The sequence below is a fragment of the uncultured Methanobrevibacter sp. genome (genome assembly GCF_946184425.1).
Classification (GTDB): domain Archaea; phylum Methanobacteriota; class Methanobacteria; order Methanobacteriales; family Methanobacteriaceae; genus Methanocatella.
Genome location: NZ_CAMHFP010000035.1, coordinates 1 through 23,786, shown reverse-complemented (window position 1 = coordinate 23,786; position 23,786 = coordinate 1). Strand labels below are relative to the sequence as shown.

Annotated in this window: 23 protein-coding genes; 15 read left to right on the top strand and 8 right to left on the bottom strand. The window is 31.0% G+C overall.

What is annotated here, in order from left to right:
• Both Q0P94_RS08010 and Q0P94_RS08005 read right to left on the bottom strand, forming a co-directional pair.
• On the bottom strand, positions 1-1,488 hold a 1,488-nt coding region (locus Q0P94_RS08010), incomplete at its 3' end, for a histidine kinase dimerization/phosphoacceptor domain -containing protein (RefSeq protein ID WP_295115459.1).
• A 9-nt stretch (positions 1,489-1,497) separates the two neighbouring features.
• A complete protein-coding gene (locus Q0P94_RS08005) occupies positions 1,498-3,372 on the bottom strand; it encodes a histidine kinase dimerization/phosphoacceptor domain -containing protein (RefSeq protein ID WP_295115458.1) in 1,875 nt (624 codons plus the stop codon).
• A gap of 155 nt (positions 3,373-3,527) precedes the next feature.
• Here Q0P94_RS08005 and Q0P94_RS08000 point away from each other — a divergent pair, with 155 nt between their 5' ends.
• From Q0P94_RS08000 to fdhD, 10 genes are all read left to right on the top strand, one after another.
• Entirely contained in the window at positions 3,528-4,547 is a 1,020-nt protein-coding gene (locus tag Q0P94_RS08000) for an adenylosuccinate synthetase (RefSeq protein WP_295115456.1), read from the top strand.
• A gap of 208 nt (positions 4,548-4,755) precedes the next feature.
• Positions 4,756-4,920, top strand: coding sequence for a nitroreductase family protein (locus tag Q0P94_RS07995; protein WP_295115455.1), 165 nt, complete (start codon positions 4,756-4,758; stop codon positions 4,918-4,920).
• Positions 4,904-5,119: a nitroreductase family protein gene (locus Q0P94_RS07990; protein ID WP_295115454.1), complete on the top strand. Its 216-nt coding sequence runs from the start codon at positions 4,904-4,906 to the stop codon at positions 5,117-5,119. The genes Q0P94_RS07995 and Q0P94_RS07990 overlap by 17 nt, the downstream gene beginning before the upstream one ends.
• 4 nt (positions 5,120-5,123) lie before the next feature.
• Positions 5,124-5,543: a nitroreductase family protein gene (locus Q0P94_RS07985; protein WP_295115452.1), complete on the top strand. Its 420-nt coding sequence runs from the start codon at positions 5,124-5,126 to the stop codon at positions 5,541-5,543.
• Between the two features lie 2 nt (positions 5,544-5,545).
• Positions 5,546-6,178 (top strand): flavodoxin family protein, encoded by a 633-nt coding sequence (locus tag Q0P94_RS07980; RefSeq protein ID WP_295115451.1) that lies wholly within the window; start codon positions 5,546-5,548, stop codon positions 6,176-6,178.
• Positions 6,179-6,264: 86 nt separating this feature from the next.
• Positions 6,265-8,727 carry an ATP-binding cassette domain-containing protein gene (locus Q0P94_RS07975; protein ID WP_295115450.1) on the top strand — a complete coding sequence of 821 codons (2,463 nt, stop codon included), beginning with the start codon at positions 6,265-6,267 and terminating at the stop codon, positions 8,725-8,727.
• Positions 8,728-8,746: 19 nt separating this feature from the next.
• Positions 8,747-9,856 carry an aldo/keto reductase gene (locus tag Q0P94_RS07970; protein WP_295115448.1) on the top strand — a complete coding sequence of 370 codons (1,110 nt, stop codon included), beginning with the start codon at positions 8,747-8,749 and terminating at the stop codon, positions 9,854-9,856.
• 58 nt (positions 9,857-9,914) lie between these two features.
• Positions 9,915-10,910, top strand: coding sequence for an NADH-dependent flavin oxidoreductase (locus Q0P94_RS07965; protein ID WP_295115446.1), 996 nt, complete (start codon positions 9,915-9,917; stop codon positions 10,908-10,910).
• A 53-nt stretch (positions 10,911-10,963) separates the two neighbouring features.
• On the top strand, positions 10,964-11,776 hold the full coding sequence (locus Q0P94_RS07960) for a hypothetical protein (RefSeq protein WP_295115444.1): 813 nt from the start codon (positions 10,964-10,966) through the stop codon (positions 11,774-11,776).
• Between the two features lie 77 nt (positions 11,777-11,853).
• Positions 11,854-12,684 (top strand): formate dehydrogenase accessory sulfurtransferase FdhD, encoded by an 831-nt coding sequence (gene fdhD, locus Q0P94_RS07955; RefSeq protein ID WP_295115442.1) that lies wholly within the window; start codon positions 11,854-11,856, stop codon positions 12,682-12,684.
• 6 nt (positions 12,685-12,690) lie between these two features.
• Here fdhD and Q0P94_RS07950 read toward each other — a convergent pair whose 3' ends face one another.
• Together Q0P94_RS07950 and Q0P94_RS07945 are read right to left on the bottom strand one after the other, a co-directional pair.
• Complete coding sequence (locus tag Q0P94_RS07950; RefSeq protein WP_295115440.1) at positions 12,691-13,446, bottom strand: HesA/MoeB/ThiF family protein; 756 nt, start codon at positions 13,444-13,446, stop codon at positions 12,691-12,693.
• Between the two features lie 8 nt (positions 13,447-13,454).
• Positions 13,455-14,465, bottom strand: a complete 1,011-nt coding sequence (locus Q0P94_RS07945; RefSeq protein ID WP_295115438.1) for a 7-cyano-7-deazaguanine synthase — start codon at positions 14,463-14,465, stop codon at positions 13,455-13,457.
• Positions 14,466-14,860: 395 nt separating this feature from the next.
• Here Q0P94_RS07945 and Q0P94_RS07940 point away from each other — a divergent pair, with 395 nt between their 5' ends.
• Entirely contained in the window at positions 14,861-15,061 is a 201-nt protein-coding gene (locus tag Q0P94_RS07940; RefSeq protein WP_295115436.1) for a MoaD/ThiS family protein, read from the top strand.
• Positions 15,062-15,075: 14 nt separating this feature from the next.
• Here the strand turns inward: Q0P94_RS07940 and Q0P94_RS07935 are convergent, their stop codons facing one another.
• Positions 15,076-15,690: a class I SAM-dependent methyltransferase gene (locus Q0P94_RS07935; protein WP_295115434.1), complete on the bottom strand. Its 615-nt coding sequence runs from the start codon at positions 15,688-15,690 to the stop codon at positions 15,076-15,078.
• A gap of 161 nt (positions 15,691-15,851) precedes the next feature.
• Between Q0P94_RS07935 and Q0P94_RS07930 the strand changes: the two genes are divergently transcribed.
• The 4 genes from Q0P94_RS07930 (at position 15,852) to Q0P94_RS07915 (ending at position 20,552) form a co-directional block, all read left to right on the top strand.
• Positions 15,852-16,646, top strand: a complete 795-nt coding sequence (locus Q0P94_RS07930) for a class II glutamine amidotransferase (RefSeq protein WP_295115432.1) — start codon at positions 15,852-15,854, stop codon at positions 16,644-16,646.
• Positions 16,639-18,039 carry a hypothetical protein gene (locus tag Q0P94_RS07925; protein WP_295115431.1) on the top strand — a complete coding sequence of 467 codons (1,401 nt, stop codon included), beginning with the start codon at positions 16,639-16,641 and terminating at the stop codon, positions 18,037-18,039. Before Q0P94_RS07930 ends, Q0P94_RS07925 begins: the two co-directional genes overlap by 8 nt.
• A 16-nt stretch (positions 18,040-18,055) precedes the next feature.
• Positions 18,056-19,441: a glutamate--cysteine ligase gene (locus Q0P94_RS07920; RefSeq protein WP_295115429.1), complete on the top strand. Its 1,386-nt coding sequence runs from the start codon at positions 18,056-18,058 to the stop codon at positions 19,439-19,441.
• A gap of 139 nt (positions 19,442-19,580) precedes the next feature.
• The gene (locus tag Q0P94_RS07915) at positions 19,581-20,552 is read left to right on the top strand and encodes an ABC transporter substrate-binding protein (RefSeq protein WP_295115427.1); all 972 of its coding nucleotides are present in this window, start codon (positions 19,581-19,583) and stop codon (positions 20,550-20,552) included.
• A 21-nt stretch (positions 20,553-20,573) separates the two neighbouring features.
• Here Q0P94_RS07915 and Q0P94_RS07910 read toward each other — a convergent pair whose 3' ends face one another.
• From Q0P94_RS07910 to acs, 3 genes are read right to left on the bottom strand one after another with little or no spacing between them, the layout of a single operon-like run.
• A complete protein-coding gene (locus Q0P94_RS07910) occupies positions 20,574-21,200 on the bottom strand; it encodes a DUF447 domain-containing protein (protein ID WP_295115426.1) in 627 nt (208 codons plus the stop codon).
• The gene (locus Q0P94_RS07905) at positions 21,197-21,559 is read right to left on the bottom strand and encodes a hypothetical protein (protein WP_295115424.1); all 363 of its coding nucleotides are present in this window, start codon (positions 21,557-21,559) and stop codon (positions 21,197-21,199) included. Before Q0P94_RS07905 ends, Q0P94_RS07910 begins: the two co-directional genes overlap by 4 nt.
• Before the next feature lie 54 nt (positions 21,560-21,613).
• The gene (gene acs / locus Q0P94_RS07900; protein WP_295115422.1) at positions 21,614-23,710 is read right to left on the bottom strand and encodes an acetate--CoA ligase alpha subunit; all 2,097 of its coding nucleotides are present in this window, start codon (positions 23,708-23,710) and stop codon (positions 21,614-21,616) included.
• Positions 23,711-23,786 lie beyond the last annotated feature (76 nt).

Sequence of the window (23,786 nt, the reverse complement as noted above, 5' to 3'; positions counted from 1 at the left end):
CTTTTTCTTTTGGCCATCTTGGTCTTCAATATATTCTTTTAAATTGATATTCTTGAAATCAGTTGTATTATATGTTTTTTCATGAAGTATTGCAAGAGATGATAATCTGGATTGCATATGGTCAATGATTATGTTTGGTTTATCTCTGTATGCTCTTTTTTCAAGATTTAAGAAACTATTGAGCACTTGTAAGTTATTTTTAACTCTGTGATGTACTTCTTTAATCAATACTTTTTGATGTTCGTTAGCTTCCATTAATTCCAACTGTTTAGTTCTTTCTTCAGTTACATCAGTTAAAAACCCTATACTATGTGATTCAGAACCAAATTGGAATCTCTCAATATATATTTCACAAATTTTTTGGTGGTTTTCATTTCCTTTCACATTATATGTGAATGTTTCTTCAAGTTCATTAATTTGTCCGTCTGCCAATTGGAGGATATTATTTATTACATCTTCTTCAACGATATTTTGAATAACTGCACGTGAATGATTGTATTCTTCAGGATCTTCTTCAATAAGATTGTAGAAACCTTGTGAAAATTCATATTGTTTTATATTTAATGGTTCAATGAGTAATGCTAGTTTTTTACTGTTCTTAAATCCGCTCAACAAGAAATCAACAGGTCTTGTTATCTTATTGTGGGAATAGGTAGTAACATCTTTTATTAAACCATAACGGCTGACTAAGTTTCCATTGTCATCAAATTTGGAGTAAAGGTTCATTTCAATATATTTCAATGTTCCATCATGAGTTCTTATTCTTATTACTGATTCATAATGGGATGTTCCTGAATCCATAATTTTAATTATTTTTTCAGTCAATGGTTTGTCTTCAGGTATTGCCAAGTCGAAAATAATGTTGTAATATTCATCGTATTCATCTCTTGGACGGTTAATGATATTGTAGATACCTTGTGTCCAAGAATATTTTCCATTGATTTTGTAGTAACTACCGGTTTGTGCAAAATATTCTATTAAATTTGCTTTATCCTCATCACGTGCTTCATCTTCAGGAATATACAAGGTACTTGCACTAGTATCAATATGGTCGGAAACAATAAAAACTCTTCCCAGTTCATAAATGACTTTAATGTTGGTAAGTCTTGCCAATTTTTCTTTATGATGGTATAAAAATCTCATGTGCTTTGTTTCATGAGTTTTATAAACTTCAAATAATGCTTCATATAATAATTTATAAAACATCGGTGAAGCTTTACTTAATAATCTCCCTTCAACATCTGATTGAGTTATATTTCCTCTTTTAAGAGCACTATTGCCTAATCCATGTATAATAAAATCTTGTCCATCTTTATAAGGTAAAAAAATATTTATATCAGTTTTGATATTTTCCATTACTTGTTGGAATGGTATATGTTCCATTTCAAATTCTTTTGGCGCATCTCTGTAGAATTCTTTTTCGTGAACATCATAAATATTCACTTCTTCTATATCTTCCAATCGCCTATATTCTTTATGTATTCTCATTTAATCCCTCTAATTAATTTTATGTTCAAAATTTTTTGGAAATGTTAATTTAAATCCTGTTCCATTATCTAAGTTTAAAACTTCTATTTTTCCGTTGATTTGTCGTGTCAAACTCATTATGATTTCCCAACCCAAATTATGGTTAATTAATTTTTCAGGACTTTCAATTCCAACTCCGTTGTCTTTTAAGATTAATTCGCAAATATTTTCATCGATATAATCTATCTTCTTGAAAATTGTTTTATCTTTTTGATTTTCATCAGGGAATGCATGTTTGATTGCATTCATTGTTAATTCATCAATGACCAAAAGTAAAGGTGTGATAATTTCCATAGATAAATGGATATTCTCATTGATATCTGATTTAAAGTGAATGTCTTTTGCAGTAAATAAATTCTGCAGTGTGGAATCCTGATCGAGGATATAATCCTTTAAATTAATATTGATAAAGTCAGAAGTGTTATATGTTTTTTCATGAAGCAGTGCAAGAGATGATAAACGTGCTTGCATATTATCTAAAATTGCATCAGGGTTATTTCCGTATGCTCTTCGTTCCAAATTCAAGAAACTATTCAACACCTGCAAGTTATTTTTTACTCTATGGTGGACTTCTTTAATTAAAATATTTTTTGTTGCATTTGATTCAATTAGTTCTTTTTGTTTTTGGCGTGCAATAGTGATGTCTGTTAAAAATCCGATACTGTGTGTTTTATTACCGTAATTAAATCTTTCAATGAATAATTCACATATTTTTTGATTTTCTTCATTTCCATTGACATTGTAGGTTAATATTTTGTTTACTTCTTCAATTTCACCATTAATTAGTTTTATTAGTTCTTCCTTAATATCCTCTTCGACTATGTTATCAAGTATTGATTGGCTGTGAACATAATCAGTTTTAGGGATTTCAATAATTTTATAAAAACCTTCGCTGAATTCATATCGTTTACTTAACGGTTCCACCAGCAGGGATAATTTTGAATGGTGGTTAAAACCATTTAACATGAAATCGACAGGTCTGGTTATATGTTTATGGGAATCTACACTAATGTCCTTAAATAATCCATAATGGCTTATTTCTTCGCCGTTTTCATCGAATTTTGAGTAAAGATATGTGTCTAAATATTTTATATGTCCTCCTGGTGTGGATATTCTGATAATATTTTCGTAGGAATCTGTTTCAGGGCTCATTGTTTCAAGTAGTTCTTCAACTAAAGGCTTGTCTTCAGGTATTACCAAATCAAAAATAATATTATAAAATGCATCTCTTGGTTCTTTAGAACGATTTATGATGTTATAGATTCCGGGTGTCCAAACAAATTCTCCTCTTGTTTTATAATAACTTCCAGTTTGTGAGAAGTATTCTATTAAATTTGCTTTATTTTCATTGTCTTGCTCTTTTTGTTCCTCAATGCTAATATCTGGTTCAAATTTATTTTCTTTAAAGTCAGAAATTAAATATATTTCTTCATCATCTTTAATAATGTGAACATTAGCTAATGTTTGAATTTTATCGCTGATATAATAGAATATTCTTAAAGATTTGGTGTTTCCGGTTGTATAAACTTCCTTTAAGTCGTCTCTAAGGATGTCATAAAAAAATGGGGAGCATTGGCTTAAAAGCCTATATTCAACTTTATCTAATTTAACATTCGCTCTTTCCAGTAAATTCCATCCAATTCGTTCTATGATGAAATCTTCCCCTTCATCAACAGGTAAAAAAACATCAATATCTGCTGGAACATGTTTCATAATATTGCTGAATCGGACTTTATCAGGTTCCATCACTTGTGGGGCTTCTTGATAAAATTCGGATGTATTAACATTATAAATTCGAATTTCCTCTATTTTTTCTAATTCTCTGTATTGTCTTTCGATATGCATGCGAATTACCCTAAGTTTGAAATTAATATGATATATATTTTTAATTTATATACTATTTATAAATAATGTGCAAAAGTTTTTTAATAATTAAAAATAAAATATATGTGGAATAAAAATTTTCTAATTTTTAGATATAATTATTAAGGAGTTATTAAATGACTTGTAGTATTTTAGTTGGTGGTGCATGGGGTGATGAAGGTAAAGGAAAATGCATTACTTACCTTTGTGACACAGATAAACCGGATATTATTGCTCGTGCAGGAGTTGGGCCAAATGCTGGGCATTCTGTTGAATTTAATGGAGAAAAATATGGTTTAAGATTAACCCCGTCAGGTTTTGTACATACTGATGCTAAACTCATGATTGGAGCTGGAGTTTTAGTAAATCCTGATGTATTGTTCAAAGAATTTGAAGACTTGAAAAAGTATAATGTAAAAGAAAGGATGTGTGTGGATCCAAGATGTGCAATAATTACTGATGACCATATGTCAAGAGATAAATCTTCTGAACATTTGGCTAAAAAAATTGGAAGTACTGGTTCCGGTTGCGGTCCGGCAAATTCTGACCGTGTGATGAGAACAATTGATTTAGCTCGTGACATCCCTGAACTTGAAGAGTATATTACTGATGTTTCTTTAGCTTGTAATGAAGCTATTGATAATGGTGAAGATATATTTATTGAAGGGTCTCAAGGTTTTGCCCTTTCACTTTATTATGGGTCATATCCTTTTGTAACCAGTAAAGACACTACTGCATCAACATTTGCGGCTGATGTGGGTGTGGGACCAACTAAAGTTGATGAAGTCATTGATGTATTCAAAGCTTATATTTCCCGTGTTGGTGAAGGTCCGTTCCCAACTGAAATGACTCAGGAAGAGGCAGAAAGCAAAGGACTTGAAGAATATGGTGTTGTAACCGGAAGACGTAGAAGAATTGGTTACTTCGATATGGAGCTTGCTAAAGAGTCCTGTAGAATTAACGGTGCTACTCAAATTGCTTTAACTTGTGTTGATAGATTATTTGATTGTGCACGTGTTCAGAACTATGATGATTTGTCCGCTGATACTAAAGCTTTTATTGAAGACATTCAAACTGAAACCGGTGTACCGGTAACTATTATTTCAACTGGGCCTGATTTAAAAGACACAATTGATTTAAGAAAAGAATTGTTATAATTCTTTTTTTCACTATTTTTTTAACATTATTTTTTTAGAAAGATTTCTCAAACTATTTTTTTTGCAATTTTTTAAAAATTCATTTAATTGAATTTAAATTTAATTTGTTGTGGGCTTAATGAATATTTTTCATTAACTATTTTAATAATAAATATCAATTTAATATTAATTATCCACATATTTAGTTAATTGTAAAATTGGTGAAATAATGGATATGATGAAAATTATAAAAACTAGAAAAAGTGTTAGAACTTTTGACGGTACAGAAATTCCAGAATCAGAGTTAAACAAGCTTTGCTCATACATTGAAACTATTGAAAATCCTTATGATGTTCCAGTTGAATTTATACTATTAGATGCAAAAAAAACATGACCTTTCAAGTCCGGTCATTGAAGAGGAAAATATTTACATTGCTGCAAAGGTCCCAAATGTAGAACATTGTGAAGAGGCCTTCGGATATTCTTTTGAAAAAATGGTATTGTATGCATGGTCTTTAGGAATTGGAACCACTTGGATTGGGGGAACTTTAAATAGACAACATTTTGAAGAGGTTGCCAAGACAAAAAAATGAATTTATGATGATTGTATCTCCATTGGGTTATCCTTCAAAAACACAGTATGAAGTCGATTTGAAATTGAGGGAAATGGTTTGCGGTGATGAAAGATTGCCTTCATCTGAGTTATTCTATGAGGATAATTTTTCAAATCCGATGAAATCTGCAATTGAATATCTTGAAGCGGTTCGCTGGGCACCATCAGCAGCAAATAGGCAACCTTGGCGAATTGTAAAAGAAGGTAATAATTATCATTTCTATGTAAAACATGCTGAAGGTTACAAATCAGGTGTTAGTTGGGATGTGCAGAAAATTGATTTGGGGATTGCGATTTGTCATTTTTTAGCTGTTTGCGATGGAACTTTTGTCATTGATAATCCTGGAATTGAAGTGGATAAGTATACTGAATATATTGCAACAATTTGTTGTGGAGGTAGTTAAATATGAGTAAAAGAATAATTGCGGTAAATGCAGGACCTAGAAAAGGTTGGAATACAGATACATTGATTGATGAAGCTATTAAAGGTGCACAGTCTCAGGGAGCGGATGTTAAAAAATTTAATTTGTATCGTTTAGAAAAATACACTGGTTGCATTTCATGTTTTGGATGTAAAAAAGAGAAATATAAGGGGCAGTGTATTCGTCGTGATGCTTTAAAAGAGGTATTGGATGATATTCGTGAAGCGGATGGATTGATTATTGGTTCTCCAAATTATCTGTCAGAAATGACTGCATCATTTAGAGCACTTTATGAGAGGCTGATTTTTCAAAACTTAACTTATAATGCTGAAGTTCCGTGCTGTAATGAAAATCCGATTCCAGTATTACTTATCATGACCAGTAATGCTCCAGATGATTTTTACAGTGAATTGATTCAAAATTATAAAATGACTTTAACTAACTTTGTAGGTCCTACTGAAGTTCTTGTAAGTGGAAATACTCTTCAAATTAAGGATTACAGTAAAACAGATTGGCCTTGGTTTTTTAATGCTGAAGAAAAGTATGAAAGACATGAAACAGTTTTTCCTCTAGAAAAACAGGACGCTTTCAATAAAGGGAAGGATTTAGTGTTATAATTTTAATCCTTTAATTTTTTCTATTTTTTTTTTTTAACTTTCAGGTTAGGAATAATTATATTACAGTTTATTTAATATATTTACTCATGTATCAAGATATGATAATTATTAGAGGAGCTAAGGTTCACAATTTAAAAAATGTTGATGTTGATATTCCTCTTGGAAAAATTGTGGCGATTAGTGGAGTTTCCGGAAGTGGAAAATCCTCACTAGCTTTAGGTGTTTTGTATTCTGAAGGGTCACGAAGATATTTGGATGCTCTTTCAACTTATACTCGACGTAGAATTTCACAGACTCAAAAGGCACAGGTTGATTTGATTCAGTATGTTCCGGCAGCGCTGGCACTTCACCAAAGGCCTAATATTCCAAATATCAGATCAACATTTGGAACATCGACGGAACTTTTAAATTCTCTTAGGTTATTATATTCAAGATGTGGTAATTATACTTGTCCAAATGGGCATTTGCAGGAACCTACGTTAAATGTGGCTCGTGAAATTCCAATAAAATGCTCTGAATGTGGTGAAGAATTTTGGGGATTGGGTGCTGAAGAATATGCATTCAACTCTGATGGTGCATGTCCAACTTGTAGTGGAACTGGTTATATTCGTGATGTTGATGATACAAAATTAGTCTCTGATGAAACTAAAACTCTTGAAGAGGGGGCAGTTGATGCATGGAATCAATTTGGTATTTCCTGGATGTATCATGTTGCTGGGGAATTGGGTGTCAGGTTGGATGTTCCATTTAGTGAGTTGACTGATGAGGAAAAAGACATTGTTTACAATGGACCTGCAGTTAAAAAATACATTAATATTCCTTCAAAAAATGGTAAGCTATTTGAATTGAATGCGGAATATAGAAATGCGCATAAAGCTATTGAAGAAGCTCTTAAAAATGCTAAAACAGAAAAAGGTTTAACAAAAATTAATAAGTTTTTAACAACAAAAGTGTGTAGCGACTGTGGAGGCACCAGGTTAAATGCCCAAGCAAATACAACTCTTTTTGGAGGAATCCCTCTTTCTGAGGCCTGCCAAATGAATCTTAAAGAGTTAGTTTTATGGATTCCTGAAGTTATAAGTAATTTACCTGATGAAATGAATGGGATGGCGGAATCAATTGCAGAAGAGTTCATGGACAATGCAAATATTTTGCTTGATTTAGGTTTAAGCTATATTTCACTTGATCGGCCTTCAAATACTTTGTCTACTGGTGAATTGCAGAGGGTTCAACTTGCAAAGACATTAAGAAACCATACTACCGGTGTATTGTATGTTTTGGATGAACCGTCAATTGGGCTTCATCCGGACAATGTCAATGGATTGATAAGTGTGATAAGGCGATTGGTGGATGATGGAAATTCAATTATTTTGGTTGACCATGATACAAAAATACTGTCTATTGCGGATTACATGATTGAAATGGGTCCTCAGGCTGGAGCTGACGGAGGAAATATAATAGCTAAAGGCACTCTTGCCGAGATTAAGGAAAATGATAATTCGCAAATCGCTCCATTTTTAACAAATACTGAAAAAATTATCATTAGGGATAAATCAGGGGATATTTTTGAAAACGGATTTATCAACATCAAAACCAATGACATTCATAATGTTAAAGAAATGGATGTTAATATCCCAAAAGGAAAATTAACTGTTGTTAGTGGGGTTTCTGGAAGTGGAAAAACAACTTTACTTTTGGAAGCTTTGTATCCTGCTGTTAAGGCAGCCATTAATGATGAAAAAATACCTAATGAGGTAATGGACATTGAATGTGATGATATTAAAAAGATTGATTTAATTGACAGTGTTCCTATTGGAAAAAACGTAAGGAGTACTGTTGCAACTTATTCTAAAGTTTTGGATGAATTGAGACGGGAATTTGCTAAATTAACAGATGAATATAAGATGGCTGATTTTTCATATAATACTGGAAAGTTAAGGTGTGAAACATGCAACGGCACGGGCAGTGTATCGATGGATGTGCAATTTCTGCCGGACGTTGAGATAACCTGTCCTGATTGTGATGGTTTAAGATATGATAAAAAGGTTGATGAAATCATATACAATGGTCTATCAATTGCAGATGTAATGGGTTTGACAGTTGATGAAGCTTTAGAAGAATTATTTGAACTTAAAAAAGTAACTAATAAATTGCAAAAATTATCTGATTTAGGCTTAGGTTATCTTACTTTAGGTGAAGCCACTCCAAGTTTGTCAGGAGGTGAGGCCCAAAGACTCAAGTTGGCTTCTGAAATTGGAAGGTCTCAAAAAAATTCAATATTCATTTTTGATGAGCCGACAATCGGTCTTCATCCGTTGGATGTGAAAGTGTTGATTGATGTGTTTGACCACTTAATTGATAAAGGAGCTACTGTCATTGTCATTGAACATGATTTGGATTTAATAGCTAATGCAGACTATATTATTGATATTGGAATTGATGATGATTATTATGGTGGAGATATATTGGCTAGTGGTGCACTGGAGGAAATAATCAATTGTGATGAAAGTTTAACTGGAAAGTATTTGGCAGAAAAGGAATTGTTTTAATTTTAAATGAGGTGTTGCTGTGCAGGAGGACATTAAACGATTTGGATTTGGTTTCATGAGATTGCCCTATAAAAATGGCGAAATTGATTTGGAAAAGACTAATGAGATGGTTGATGCTTATATTCAGGCTGGAGGAAATTTTTTCGACACAGCATATCAGTATTTGGGTGAAAAAAGTGAATTGACTATTAAAAAATGTGTCGTTGAAAGATATCCTCGAGGCCAAATTATAATATCTGATAAAATGCCGGTTTACACTATGAAAAGAACTGATGACCCTTATGAAATTTTTCAGGAACAATTGGAACGTTGCGGTGTTGATTATTTTGATTATTATTTAGCACATGACCCTGAAGACAGGTATTACGAAGGTCTGTGCAAGGAATTGGATATTTTCAATGTAATGAAGGATTTTAAAAGACAGGGAAAAATTAAAAAACTTGGTTTGAGTTTGCATGATACTCCTGAAGTTTTAGACAAAATCTTAACCCAACATCCTGAAATTGAATTCGTGCTTTTGCAGATTAACTATAAAGATTGGAATAACTCTTATGTACAATCCAAGGAATGTTATGATGTTGTCTGTAAGCATAATAAGCCGGTGTTTGTCATGGGTCCTATTAAAGGAGGGCAGTTAGCTAATGTTAATAATGATGTGAAAAAATTATTCAATGGCCATAGTGATATTTCACCAGCTTTATGGGCATTATCCTTTGTTTTAAATTTAGACAATGTTGAAATGATTTTAAGTGGAATGAGCACTCTTGATGAAGTAAATGAAAATATGAATTTCATTAAAAATTTCAACAAGTTAACTGATTTTGAATTAAAAATTATTAATAATGCAAGAGATTTGATGCAGAATCGTGGTGAGATTCAATGCACCACTTGTGATTATTGTAAAAATCATTGTCCTAACTCAATACCTATTTCCCAGTATTTTGATTTATATAATTTAAATAAAAAATCAGATAAATTAAATTTAGACTATTTTAATGAGTATGATAAACTTTCTTTTGAATATGCTAAAGCTTCTGAGTGCATAGATTGTGGTGAATGTGAGCAAACTTGTCCACAGCATTTAAAAATATCTAAAGAGCTTAAAAAGGTGGCTGATGTTTTTGAATAGTTTAGGTAATTTTTGAGTTACTTTCTTCTTTTTATATTCTTTTTAACAATATGTAACTATGAAAGATATATTTGATGAAATTAAATTTGGTAAATTTACAGTTCCAAGTCGCATTGTCCGAACTGGATTATGGGAATCACAGTTTGATTCTCAAAAAAATTTGACTCGGGAAATTATTGACCGGTATGAATCATTAGCAAAAAACAATGTTGGTGTAATCATCACTGAATTGATTTCTATGTATTCCCATGATAGATTTAGCGATTATACTTATTCTATTAATCATCCTTTTTTTATCAAAGAATTTAAGGAAGTTGTTGACACTGTTCATTATTATAATGTTCCAATATTTGCTCAGATAGGTTTTGTCAACTGCAATGTCAATGGAAAACAGATGATGGAAGTCAATGATTTAACCGTTGAAGACATAAGAACCATTCAGGCTGATTATGTTATGGCTGCCAAAAAAATTGCTTTTGCCGGATTCGATGGTGTCGAATTATGTATTGGTAATAATTTCTATTTGTCTAGGATTATGAATCCTTTTGAAAATACTCGTGATGATGATTATGGAGGTAGTACATATAATCGTGTGAGAATGGTTTTAGAAATTATTAAATTAATTAAGAATATGACTGATTTGCATATTCATTGTAAAGTTAATTTATATCATGATGAAAAGGACTCTTTAGAAATTTGCAGAATTTTGGCTGAAAATGGTGCGGATAGTCTGCAGATTACTAAATTTCTATCACCCCAATACTTCCGTAAAGGTCAGTCTAATCAGGATATGCTTGTTGATTTTGCAAGTAGTGTATCTGATGAAGTTGATATTCCAGTAGTTTTAGGAGGTGGATTTTCTGATATGGGCCGTATAAATAATTTAATCAATGATTCAAATATTGAGTTTGTATCTATGCAAAGGCCGTTTGTTAAAGATTCTTCATTTTTAAGCCAATGGAAACAAGAAGGCCATGGTAAATCTGAATGTAAGACTTGTAATAATTGTTATTGGAAAAAACAAAGTATTTGTTTAATTGAATCAAATAAATGATTTAAATATTAGAGTATACAATATTTAATCATATATTTTTTTGGAATTACATTATGAAAAAGATTTTATATTTGACTGATTTGTATTATGATGCTAAAGGTAGGGATTACTTCAAAGAAGATTTATTCATCACTGATAAGTTAAAAAACCACTTTGATTTGGTGTTGTGCAATCCAAAAAATTCTAAAAGTTTTGAAGAAGATGTGGATTTAGTAATTTTTAGAAATACTGGTCCTGTTAGTGAATTTAGACAGGATTATAACTCATTTATTGATAGAGTTAAATCAAATAGGATTAAAACGTTTAACGAGTTTAATGGTAAAGCGGATATGTGTGGTAAACAATACCTTATTGATTTAACTTCAGATAACTTTCCAGTTATTCCTACGATAGATTCTATTGAACATTTGGATGTGTTGGGCAATTGCGATAACTATGTTGTCAAACCCAAGGATGGGGCTGATTCAATAGGTCTTGAATTTTTAACTAAAGAAGAACTTTTGAATCGTGATTTGGATGATATGCTAATTCAACCTGCGATTGATTTTAGCTACGAAGTTTCTTTTTATTTTTTGAATGATACATTGGAATATGCATTATATGCTCCAAATAAAAAAAGACGTTGGGATCTTAAAAAATATGATTTCACACATGATGATGAAGAATTTGCTTATAAATTTATCCGGTGGAATAATATTGAAAATGGAATTCAACGTGTTGATGCTTGTAGAACTCAAGATGGTGAATTGTTATTGGTTGAATTAGAAGATTTAAATCCTTATTTGTCTATTTTAGAAATTGATGAAAAAACAAGAAAGAAATTTTTAAATGATTTCATATCTGTTTTAAATAATTTTTTTGAATAATTTCTAATGTATTTTTTTAGTTAATAATATAATTTTAAATATAACAATTGTTAATATGTATATTGGGGGTCGATATTATGGATTTTTTAAGACAAACTGATGTAATTCAATGGAAGGATGGGGAATACAAAACCATTAAAGAAAACAGTGTGGATGATGAATATACATATTTATTTATTGATTATTTGCCTCCGCGTAAGTTTTCAACTTATCCTAAAGATTTGGAGGATTTTGCCATTGGATATTGTCTTGGTGAAGGTTTAATTAAAGACTATTCTGATATTGAATCAATAAGTCTTGATGGAACAAATGTGTTGGTTTCAACAAAACTTTCTCATAATCCTGAAGAAGATTTGGAACAGGAGGGGATAGTTCAGGAGAGAAAAGGAAACTGTGAACATGCTTGTGTATGTCGATTGCTTGAATATCAGGGTGTAAACTCAGACAATGCTGGGGGAATACGGTCTGAAATGAAAACAATTGAGCCAAATACCTCTGATTTATCAATTGATGCTACTCAAATTATTAAAGATATTAAACATTTGACTGATGAAGCAAAAATATGGCAAAAAACTGCAGGAGTTCATGTTGCTCAATTGAAATATAAAGATAAAATAATAATTCGCGAAGACGTTAGTCGTCATGTTGCAGTGGATAAGGTAATAGGAGCTGCTTCAAAGGCAGGTTATGATTTTTCTAAAAGTTACATTTCTTATAGTGGAAGAATGCCTGCGGACATGTTAATAAAAGTGATTAGGGTTGGTATTCCGATTATCATATCAAATGCAGCACCTGCTTCATCAGGAATTGATGTGGCTCGTGCCGGTAACATCACTATGGTTGGTTTTGTTCGTGGCAATAGATTTACTGTATATACCTCACCAAATCGTGTAAATTTAAAAAAATAAGAAAAATTAAAGTTCATCTAAAGAAAATGAACCTAAATCTAACAAATCAAAAGTTAAAATTTTTGGAGCTACGGTAACTTTACCTACTCCGGTTATTATTTTATATGCTTCAAATGCTTCAAGACAACCAATCAAATTTGGTGTTGGTCCAATGACTGGCGGAACTCCTGAAGTAACATTTTTTAGGGAATTGATTGTATCATCATTCAAATCTTTTCCAATTGATGGGAGATTAAACATTTCTTCATATGTCTTGTCACTATTAGGCAAGAAAACTGTAATCTGACCCATAGTTCCATGAATTGCACCATGGATGTATGGAATTCCTTTTTCACGGGATTTTCTAGACACAATAACTCTTGTCAGGACATTATCTAAAGCATCAATCACAATGTCTGAGTCTTCAATTACTTTTTCAATATTGTTTTGGTCAATGTGTTCGTTGAATGTAGTGACTTTAACGTAAGGATTAATTAGTCTAACCTTTTCAGCTGCAACTGAACTTTTATCTAAACCTAAATCAGCTATTGATGCTAATGTTTGTCTATTTAAATTTGATAGGTCAAAGGCATCTTTATCAACTAAAACAAGTTCTCCAATTCCCATACGGGCTAACATTTCAATGGTTTCTCCACCAATTCCACCACATCCTATGACTGTGATTTTAGCATCTTTGAATCTTTCCTGTTCACTTCTTGTCACAATACTCATTTGGCGGGAAGCTATTTCCCAATATCCATCACCTATGTATCTTGTTGGCATTTTTTCACCTAAATATTTCTTCTTAATTTTGGCAGTATTTCCATAAATGTATCTAGTGCAATTTCGTAAGTTTTTAAATCATGTCCTTTAATTAATCCGTCTGAATAAATAGTTATCTTCTCAAGATCTATTCTTTCATTAGTGTTTTCAAGGAATGTATTATCAAACTGTTTTTTTGTATTTTCTAAATTTATCGTGAATGGAAGTTGATATTCGAAGGACTTATTGTGGTAGTCAATACTGATAAATTCATTATCATCAATTTCCGATAAATTTAATGCAACTTTTTCATATCCTTGTTTTTTTAATTCATCGTTGATTTGTTTAAATTTATCATTTCCTAAAATTTCATCTATGTTATCAACTTCACATATACAATAATTTTCAAAATCCCTTACTTTAACAATTTCACAATTTGTGTTTGCCAAAATAAAGTTTTCGCAATAGCTAATCCTATCGATTTTTTCTTTTGTTGTTCTGGTATTAACTGGAATTCTGGTAGCAAGGCATGTTGTAGATTTTGAATATGAAATATTGTTTCTATTAAGATATTCATGAATCTCTTTGGAAGTTAATTTAGCTTTGATAAATGGTGTTTCAAATTCTTTTTTATAGGTGATAAGTATTCCTGGCCTATCAATAACCAAATCACTGATGTTGTTTCCATCACAGATAAAATCAAAACCTCTTTCATGTGCATGCTCTTCGATTTTGGAATACATTAAATTTCGACATGAATAACATCTGCATGAATCATTTGACAAGAATTTTTCATCATTATAGAAATTGATATCGATAATTTCGTGTTTTATTCCAAATTTGTCAGTTACTTTTTTTGTATTTTCAACAAAATCTCTAGGTAATAAATGATTGTCGATAGTTATTGCTAGTGTGTCTTTTGCAACTTTTGAAGATAAATATGCTATTAAAGTTGAATCGGCACCGCCTGAAAAACCAATAGCCACTTTTTTATCTTTTAAAATATCTTTTACAATATTGATTTTATCTTCTAAGTTCATTTTTATCCCATATTTGATAGTTAAGAGCACCATAAGGTGCTCTTAGCATGAATTTTCAATTCATGTTTTAAGGAGTGTATTTTTTTAACTCATTTTTATTTCTATATTTTATTTAATATTTTATTTTTGGAGATTAAAACAATTCATGGGAGTTTTCATTGTTTTAATTTGTTGGCAGCATAACCTGCAACATTTTACCCGAGCTAGGAAAAACTTTACTAAATATAACAATAGTTATTTTTTTTCCTAAATACAAATTGTATAATTAAGTATATAAATGTTTTGAAATGTTGAATGGTTTAAATATTTTTTCAATTCTTTTTGGTTAAATGGAAAACTTTAAATGATGATAAATTTATATAACAATTGTTAATTATAATGATGGAAGTAATAAAATGAAATTTAAATTAAAATTTAAGGATATTGATGAAATAAGGCACTTGGATGAAAATTACACAATAAACGATTTGTTGGTTGATCTTGGGCTCTCAGCTCAGACAATTGTTGCAAAACAGAATGGGGAATTGACAATCGAAGAAAGTATAATCAATGATGGTGATGAAATTAAGTTGGTTCAAATAATTTATGGGGGATGAACCCCATAGGTTAATTATTTTTGTGCAATAACTACTAAAATATAATCATTTTCTTTTTTAAAGCTATTAACACTATTGAAACCTGCATCAAGTAGATATTTTTCTAATTCTTGTGAGGTATACACTTTCATTCCTTCGACGGTACTTAACCATTTTTCATCATCTGGATGATTGCCGTCAGTTCCTTGGGCAATCATGAATTTGCCTTTTGGTTTGATAATTCTTGAAACCTCTTTAAATGTATTTTTGATGTTCGGCCAAAAGTAGATGGTTTCAAATGCCGTTGCCAAATCATATGTTTCATCATCTATTGGCATATCGCTAACATCCGCTTGAATTATTCTGCAAAGTTTGTTGTCGACTGCATGTTGATTTCTTTTGATTGCCTCTCTTACTGAAACTTCTGAGTAATCCAGTCCGTCAACATCATTGTCTGTTAACCGGAGGAATTTTTCAATGTTTACACCACCTCCACAGCCAATATCAAGTATTTTATCATTATCATTAACTGTAATGCAATTAAAAGCAAATTCAGAAATGTTTTTGTGATTTTCATTCATTTCTTTGATTGTTTGAATTCCTTCTTTTCCGTGGGGTTTCATACATTGTGTAATTTTTTCAGCTGTCATTTGTTCAAATCCTACTTTTTTATAGTTACTTATTTTTTTTTTAAATGATTATTTAACTGTGTTGTCTATTTTTTTTAACAATATCTTTAAATACTATAAATTATATAACAAGTGTTATTGCAATATAACAATTGTGATAACTAACAATGGGAGGATAATGAATGTGTGAAATTTTTTGTTTTAATTCAAATACGCCAAAACAAATAAATAAATGTCTTGAATGTTTTTATAATCACTCTGAAGAACATCCGCACGGATGGGGATTAGCTACAATGCAATCTGATGAATTTGTTATAAATAAAGAACCTATAAAAGCAACATGCAGTCAGCACTTAAAGAATATATTGTCCAATCCTGTTGTTGGAAAAAATGTATTCGCTCATATCAGGTTAGCTACGGTTGGTGAAATTATATCTCCCAATTGCCATCCATTCATTGAAGCCGATGATAATAATCGTTCTTGGATGTTAATTCATAATGGAACCATTTTTGACTATCCCGAACTTGATAAATATAAAGATAAGGAAAATGGGGACACTGATTCTGAGCGAATATTACTTTATATAATTGATCACATTAATCAATTTGAAAAGTCTAAAAATGCTCCATCCACTATTAAAGAGAGATTTAATTTATTGTCCAATATTATAGAAGACTTGTCAAAGAACAATAAACTTAATTTGATGATATATGATGGTGATTTAACTTATATTCATTCCAATATGAAAGATACATTATTTTACCTAAAAAATGAAGATGGATTTTTAATCGCTTCAACACCTCTTGATGATGATGAAAACTGGAAAGTTGTTGAATTAAATAAATTATTCGGTTTGATTGATGGGGAAATTGTATTTGAAAGTGATGAACATGATAATGAGTTCATATTCACAGAAGAGCATGAAAAAGCTATGGAAGAATTTTTAAAACATTCAGTTAGGTGGGAAAATGATTGATAAAGAAATTATCCGAAATAAACTGTATGAGGAATTTATAAAACCAACTAATCAAAAAAAGAATTTCATAGGTATAGAAATTGAAATTCCGATTGTCAACTTGGATAAAAAAGCAGTAGATTTCAATGTTGTTCATAAGGTTACTGATGATTTTAGAAATCAATTTTCAGACTTTAAAGAAGACGGAATTGATTACGATGACAATATTTTTTCTTTAAAAAACCCTAAAACTGAGGATATAATGTGTTATGACTGTTCATATAATAATATTGAATTTGCAATGGGCAAAGAAAAAGATCTATTCACTATCAATGACCGTTTTTGTGAGTATTATTCCCATGTAAAGGAATCATTTGAAAAATATGGTCATACTTTAACTGGAATGGGCATAAATCCCTATAGGCAATATAATTTGAATCAGCCTATTCCTTCTGAAAGATATCTGATGCTTTACCATCATCTGAAATCATTTGACAATTATTCAGATGTGCCGATTCATTTTCATAAATACCCTGAATATGGAATGTTTTCATCCGCTTCACAGGTACAGTTGGATGTCCATAAGGATGATTTGATTCAGACAATTAATGTATTTTCAAAAATAGAACCAATTAAGGCATTATTATTTTCCAACTCTGTTTTATTTGGTGAAGATAATGACATAAATTGCTTTAGAGATGCTCTTTGGGAATATTCTACTCATGGAGTAAATCCTCATAATATTGGTATGTACGATGTTGATTTCAAGGACATTTCAGAATTACAGTCTTATTTGGAATCTTTAAATATTTATTGTGTAATGCGTGATGGTGCATATATTAATTTTCCTTCAATGAATATTCTGGATTATTTCCAAAGAGAATATGTTCGTGGTGAAATATACTGTAATGGAAACTATAGAGAAATTGATATTAGGCCATCTATAAATGATATAAAATATGTTAGGCCATTTAAATTTATTAATTTGACTTTTAGGGGAACAGTTGAATTTCGAAGTGTATGCACTCAACCTATTAGGGATTCAATGTGTGTAGCTGCTTTTCATTTAGGTCTGAAAGACAAACTTGATGAATTGGAGCAGATAATTGATAATGATGATGTACTTTATCATAACGGTTATACTGCAGGTGAGCTCAGAAAGCTTTTGGTTCATGATGATATTCCTGCATTTATCAATAAACAAGATTTGTGTAAATTGTCAAAGGATATTGTAGATTTAGCTTCACAAGGCCTTAAAGAAAGAGGAATTGGTGAAGAATTATTTTTAAATCCATTATATGTTCGTATTAAAAAACATACAAACCCTGGAAGTGAAATCAGAAAATTAATCCGTAAAGGAATCAATTTGGAAAAAATTATTCGAGATTATGGAAATTTGAATAAAATTATTTAAATTGGAGTTGATTTAAATGGAATTAAAAAATTTGTCTAGGTTATCTTCAGATGAAATCTTGGAGGGTTCTTTTGGTATTGAATGGGAAAGTTTAAGAGCTAAGGATGATGGCAAGCTTTCTTTATCTCCTCATCCGGCAATTTTTGGTGATAAACTGACAAATCCTCTGATAACTACAGATTTTTCAGAAAGCCAAATTGAAATTATAACTCCTACTTTTCCAACAGTTGATGAGGCTTTTGATACATTTTCATTATTGTCTGATTTGGTCAATGCATCTCTTCCTGATGATGAATATCTTTGGTTTCAGTCAATTCCATGTATTTTGCCATACTGGGATCAAATTCCAATAGCCCAGTACTCTGATGATGGTATTGATTCTCAAAAATATCGTGAAGATCTGGCAAAGAAATATGGTGTTAAAAAGCAGATGATTTCAGGGGTTCATTTTAACTTTTCATTTTCAGAGGAATTCCTGAAGAAATTATACTCATTTGAAAATGATAAGATGTCCTTTAAGGAGTTTAAGGACAATGTCTATTTGAAAATTGCTAGAAATTATTTAAGATATTGCTGGCTGATAATCTATTTAACCGGCTGTTCAATAGGGTCTCATAAATCATTTTCTCATGATTGTATTCATTTGATGGATGCTCAAGATGATTTTGGAAGTTATTATTCCACAAAAGGACCTTCATTTAGAAATGCATCCTGTGGATATAAGAATTTAAAGGAATTATATCCTTCTTATAATTCAGTCAGTGAATTTGTAGATGATATAAATAAATTCATAGAGGATGGAGATTTATCTGAAGCTAAAGAATTGTACACTCAGATAAGATTGAAACCAAAAGACCCTAAAAATTTGTTAAATTCATTAAATAATGATGGAATTGAGTATATTGAAATAAGAACGTTGGATATCAATCCATTTTATAAATGTGGTCTTGTCAAGAGGGACATGAAGTTTTTACATCTATTTTTAATTTACATGCTTATTAAAGATGAATCTGATTATAAGTTCTGGCAAAGAGAAGCTAAAATAAATGAAGAAAATGTTGCTGAAAGGGCTTATGATGTATCTATGAGGTTATTAAAAGACGGCACTGAGATTACAATTAAAAAATGGGCCTATGAATTAATAAATGAAATGTTTGAAATGTGTGATGTTTTAAATATTTATGAGTTCGATACTTTGAATATAATGCTAAAAAGAATTTTAAATCCAAATTTAACATATGGAAAAAAATTGTTGAAATTGATTAAAGATAATGGATATATTAATACACATCTGAATTTATCAATGGATAATAAGAAAATCAGTGTAAAAAATTTAGAAAATATTGATTTGTATAGTAATCCATTAAAAAAATATGTTAATATTGCATTGATGGGTAAATGATTTTTATAATACTTATAATTAATTTAAATTATTTGGAATAATATAACAATTGTTAAATTATTTAAAAAAGCAATTTATTTATACCAACTATTTTAAATTAAGTATTGTAATTAAGTTAATTAATTAATGGTGATTATAAATGAATAAAAAGATTACATTTGTTTTAGTGTTAGCACTTGCAGCATTTTTAGTAATGGGTGCGGCTAGTGCTGGTTTCCTTGACTTTTTAGGTGGAGGAGACAACACTGTAAAAATAGGCTATTTGCCTTCTGACCATGATGCTGCATTATTTGTAGCTGACCAACAAGGTTTATATGCGAAAAAAAATATCAGTACTGAACTTGTTCAGTTCAATAATGGTGGAGACTTAATGACCGCTATGGCTAGTGGTGAAGTTGATGTTGGATATGTAGGTATTGCTCCTGTATTGTCATCTGTTGCAAAAGGTGTGCCTGTAAAAGTTATTTCATCTGCTCAAACTGAAGGTAGTGGAATTGTTGTAACCAAAGATTCAGGTATTACTTCAGCAGCGGATTTAAAAGGTAAATCAATTGCGACCCCTGGTGAGGCTTCAATTCAATATGTTTTACTTTCATATTACTTAAAACAAAATGGATTAACTACTAAAGATTTAAACATTTCTGCTATGAAAGTTCCTTCAATGAATGATGCTTTAAAAACCAAACAGATTGATGGTATTATTACTTTCCAACCTTATGTAAGTATCGCAGCTAATGATACTAACAATGTTGTTTTAGAAAACTCTTCAGGAATATTGCCAAACCACCCATGTTGTGTGGTAGTCGCATCTGATGATTTCATTAAAAACCATGAAAATGAAACTAAAGATATTATTGCAATTCATGAAAATGCAACTAAATTCATTAACAGCAATATCAAATCAGGAAACTCTTCTGCAGTTGTAAAACTCTTACCTAAAGATATTGTTTCAGATGCAGATTTGGAAGCTCTTTCATTACAAAGTTTCCCATTCATTTCAGGTATTGATGATTCATTTAAATCAGATGTAGATGCATTCCAAAAACTTGAAGTGGAAATAGGTATTTTAAACAATACTGTTCCTCAAGATAAATTGTACTGGACAGCATAGTTATTTAAACTATGCTTTTTTTTAATTTTTTTCGTATTCTTTTTTTATTATTTGCATTGCTTCTTTTGTTTTTGAATTTCCAATTCTTTGAATTATTCTATTGTTTTCAGTAACTCTTTCCATGTATTCTGCTCTTTTTTCATCATCAACGATTTGATATCTTGAAAAATTAACTAAACATTCAATAACTCCATATAAACCTCTATTAAATGCTTTTATACTTTCATCATTGATTGTTATATCTTCAATTTTTCCTTTAATTAAAAATATGCTTTGATTATTGTCCATTGGTGTATTTTCAGGTTTTTGTTCTTCAATATCAACCACATTAACAATAATATATGATCCCGCATCTTTTAAAATGGCGATGTCTTTGTCATCGGTATAATATTCATCCGGAAGTTTACCAATAGTTGATCTGGTAAAAATTAATGGGTCTTGAGTAATATTTGCTACATATCTTTTGGTCTTTTGAATATTCTCTAATGTTTTTGATCCTTCAAATATTCTGCATCCAATATTGTCCTTGCCAAAATACTTCAAACCGATAGCAGCGGAGTTTTTGTTTCCATTTTCATCAATTGTTGTATAAATGCATTCATATCTTTCTTCTGTGTTAATTCCTATTTTTTCTAATTTAAAATTCATTGTATCATTTCTTTTTGGCTTGGAAATGCATCAGCTATTTTATTTAAATTCATAAAAACATTAATTAAAGAGTTTATCTCGTCTTCAATTTCAATATTGTCTATGGATTTGAGAGTTTTTATATATTGTGGAAACATCTGTTTACCGTTTTGAAAAAATAAGTAATATTCATTAAACTGTGTATCTTCGTTGTTTAAATCATTAATAATATCTGTGTATAATTCCTTAAAATTATTGCAACTTTCCTTAAACATTTCTTTTGTTTCATGACTAAATTGGGAATTTTCCATTTTTTCTAAAGCATTATTCAATCGGATTATGGAAATGGTGTAAAGTTCTAAATCAATTTCACCTTGCATATTATCACAGTGATTTAAAAATAAAAAGAAAAAGAGTAATTTCTCAAAGAGAAATTATAATTTGATTTTAATATCGAGTGCGCTTGAACCTTCTTCGTAGACGAAGATTGGGTTAATGTCTAACTCTGATATTTCTGGGAAGTCTAAAGTTAATCTAGCTACTCTTTTAATAGCTTCTTTAACTTCTTCAACATCACAAGGAGCTTCTCCTCTGTATCCTTCAAGCAATTTGGATACTTTTGTTGAAGCAATTTGTTCATCAATTTCTTGTGAACTCATTCCTTTTGCGAGGTTGAATGAAACATCTTCAATAAGGTTTACATAGATTCCACCCATACCGAATGCAATCATAGGACCAAATTGTTTGTCTCTAATCATACCTACAATAACTTCTTCACCGGAGTCCATCATTTTTTGCACTTCTACTCCGTCTGGAATTATGTCTGGATGTGCTTTTTTAGCGTTTGCAATGATTTCTTCATAGGTTGCTTTTGCTTCTTCAGCACTGCTGATTCCAACTTTTACACCACCGATATCTGATTTATGTAAAATTTTATCTGATGCTATTTTAAGCACAACAGGGAATTCCATTTCTTCTGCTAAGCTTGCTGCTTCATCAGCAGATGTTGATAATTTGATAGGTGCTGCTGAAATTCCATAAGCTTCGGCTACGGCATATGCTTCACTACCCAATAATGTGTCTCTTCCATCAGCTTTTACTTTGTCAAATATTGCTTTTACGGCATCTTTATCGACATCATCCACTTTTTCAACGACATCATCATATTCTCTGTCTTCTAATTTAGCATATCTTGTCATTGCTTCAAGTGCAGTTACTGCAGTTTCTGGGAATACATAAGTTGGCACTCCATTTTCTCTTAAAGCTTCATTAGCTGCTTCAAAAGATGGCCCTCCCATATTTACAACAATAATTGGTTTGTCAAATTCTTTTCTTTCTTCAAGAATTGCTTGTGCGATTCCGTCTGGGTCTGCTGATGCTGTAGGACATACCATAATGATTAAACTGTCTACATCTTCATAACCTAAAACAAGTTCTAAAGATTCTTTGTATCTGCTTACTGGAGCATCACCCAATACATCAATAGGGTTTTTAGCACTTCCTTCTTCAGTTACACATTCTTTTAATTTTGCAGTTGTTTCTTCATCGAATTGAACAAGTTGTAAACCTGCTTTTTCCATTGCATCTACGGTGAGTACACCTCCACCTCCAGCATTTGTAATAATTGCTACATTATCTCCTTTTGGAAGGGGTGCTTTGGAAAATGCTAAACCTAAATCAAATAATTCTGCCATGGTTTCTACACGCATGATTCCGGATTGATGGAATGCAGTATCAAATGCCAAGTCACTTCCTGCTAATGCTCCGGTATGTGAAGATGCAGCTTCTGCTCCTGCACTACTTGAACCAGATTTAAGTATAATTATTGGTTTTTTAGCAGCTGTTTCTCTCATTGTTCTTACAAAGTCTTCATCATCTGAAATAGATTCTAAGTAACAAATTATTACGTTTGTTTCATCATCTTCTGCTAAGTATTGTAATAATTCGATTTCTGTTACTCCTGCTTTGTTACCTAAACTAATTACTTTACTGAATCCAATTCCTGAAGTTACACTCCAATCGATAATAGCTACCATCATAGCTCCACTTTGGGAAATGAATGCAATATTTCCTTTTGGTGGCATCATTTGTGAAAATGATCCGTTTAATGGAGTGTGTGAATCGGTTATTCCTAAACTGTTAGGTCCAATAATGTTTATTCCATATTCTTCACCAAGTGCTGTCAATTCAGCTTCTAATTTAGCTCCTTCACCGCCAACTTCTTTAAATCCTGCAGTGATGACAACCATATTTTCAACGCCTTTTTCTCCACATTCCTTAACAGCAGGGTTTACAAATGGGGAAGGGATTGTTATAATTGCTAAATCAACATCTCCTGGGATTTCAGTTATGTTTGTATATGCTTTTTTACCTAAAATCTCTCCACCTTTTGGGTTAACTGGATATATTTCGCCTTCGAATCCATCATTGATAAGATTATCGACAATGATGTATCCAACTTTTCCTGGCGTATTGGAGGCACCAATAACAGCCACGGACTCAGGTTTAAACATCTTATTGAGATCTTTCATAAGCTTTTCTCCTTATAATTTTTGTTAACATTATAAACATTATATTCAAATTTATAATGATAAATAATTAACAATT

Bases quoted from the DNA above. Each gene is read 5' to 3' on its own strand.
- Q0P94_RS08005 (WP_295115458.1), bottom strand. From the start codon at position 3,372: ATGCATATCGAAAGACAATACAGAGAATTAGAAAAAATAGAGGAAATT.
- Q0P94_RS08000 (WP_295115456.1), top strand. From the start codon at position 3,528: ATGACTTGTAGTATTTTAGTTGGTGGTGCATGGGGTGATGAAGGTAAA.
- Q0P94_RS07995 (WP_295115455.1), top strand. From the start codon at position 4,756: ATGGATATGATGAAAATTATAAAAACTAGAAAAAGTGTTAGAACTTTT.
- Q0P94_RS07990 (WP_295115454.1), top strand. From the start codon at position 4,904: ATGCAAAAAAAACATGACCTTTCAAGTCCGGTCATTGAAGAGGAAAAT.
- Q0P94_RS07985 (WP_295115452.1), top strand. From the start codon at position 5,124: ATGATGATTGTATCTCCATTGGGTTATCCTTCAAAAACACAGTATGAA.
- Q0P94_RS07980 (WP_295115451.1), top strand. From the start codon at position 5,546: ATGAGTAAAAGAATAATTGCGGTAAATGCAGGACCTAGAAAAGGTTGG.
- Q0P94_RS07975 (WP_295115450.1), top strand. From the start codon at position 6,265: ATGTATCAAGATATGATAATTATTAGAGGAGCTAAGGTTCACAATTTA.
- Q0P94_RS07965 (WP_295115446.1), top strand. From the start codon at position 9,915: ATGAAAGATATATTTGATGAAATTAAATTTGGTAAATTTACAGTTCCA.
- Q0P94_RS07960 (WP_295115444.1), top strand. From the start codon at position 10,964: ATGAAAAAGATTTTATATTTGACTGATTTGTATTATGATGCTAAAGGT.
- fdhD (WP_295115442.1), top strand. From the start codon at position 11,854: ATGGATTTTTTAAGACAAACTGATGTAATTCAATGGAAGGATGGGGAA.
- Q0P94_RS07950 (WP_295115440.1), bottom strand. From the start codon at position 13,446: ATGCCAACAAGATACATAGGTGATGGATATTGGGAAATAGCTTCCCGC.
- Q0P94_RS07945 (WP_295115438.1), bottom strand. From the start codon at position 14,465: ATGAACTTAGAAGATAAAATCAATATTGTAAAAGATATTTTAAAAGAT.
- Q0P94_RS07940 (WP_295115436.1), top strand. From the start codon at position 14,861: ATGAAATTTAAATTAAAATTTAAGGATATTGATGAAATAAGGCACTTG.
- Q0P94_RS07935 (WP_295115434.1), bottom strand. From the start codon at position 15,690: ATGACAGCTGAAAAAATTACACAATGTATGAAACCCCACGGAAAAGAA.
- Q0P94_RS07930 (WP_295115432.1), top strand. From the start codon at position 15,852: ATGTGTGAAATTTTTTGTTTTAATTCAAATACGCCAAAACAAATAAAT.
- Q0P94_RS07925 (WP_295115431.1), top strand. From the start codon at position 16,639: ATGATTGATAAAGAAATTATCCGAAATAAACTGTATGAGGAATTTATA.
- Q0P94_RS07920 (WP_295115429.1), top strand. From the start codon at position 18,056: ATGGAATTAAAAAATTTGTCTAGGTTATCTTCAGATGAAATCTTGGAG.
- Q0P94_RS07915 (WP_295115427.1), top strand. From the start codon at position 19,581: ATGAATAAAAAGATTACATTTGTTTTAGTGTTAGCACTTGCAGCATTT.
- Q0P94_RS07910 (WP_295115426.1), bottom strand. From the start codon at position 21,200: ATGAATTTTAAATTAGAAAAAATAGGAATTAACACAGAAGAAAGATAT.
- Q0P94_RS07905 (WP_295115424.1), bottom strand. From the start codon at position 21,559: ATGCAAGGTGAAATTGATTTAGAACTTTACACCATTTCCATAATCCGA.
- acs (WP_295115422.1), bottom strand. From the start codon at position 23,710: ATGAAAGATCTCAATAAGATGTTTAAACCTGAGTCCGTGGCTGTTATT.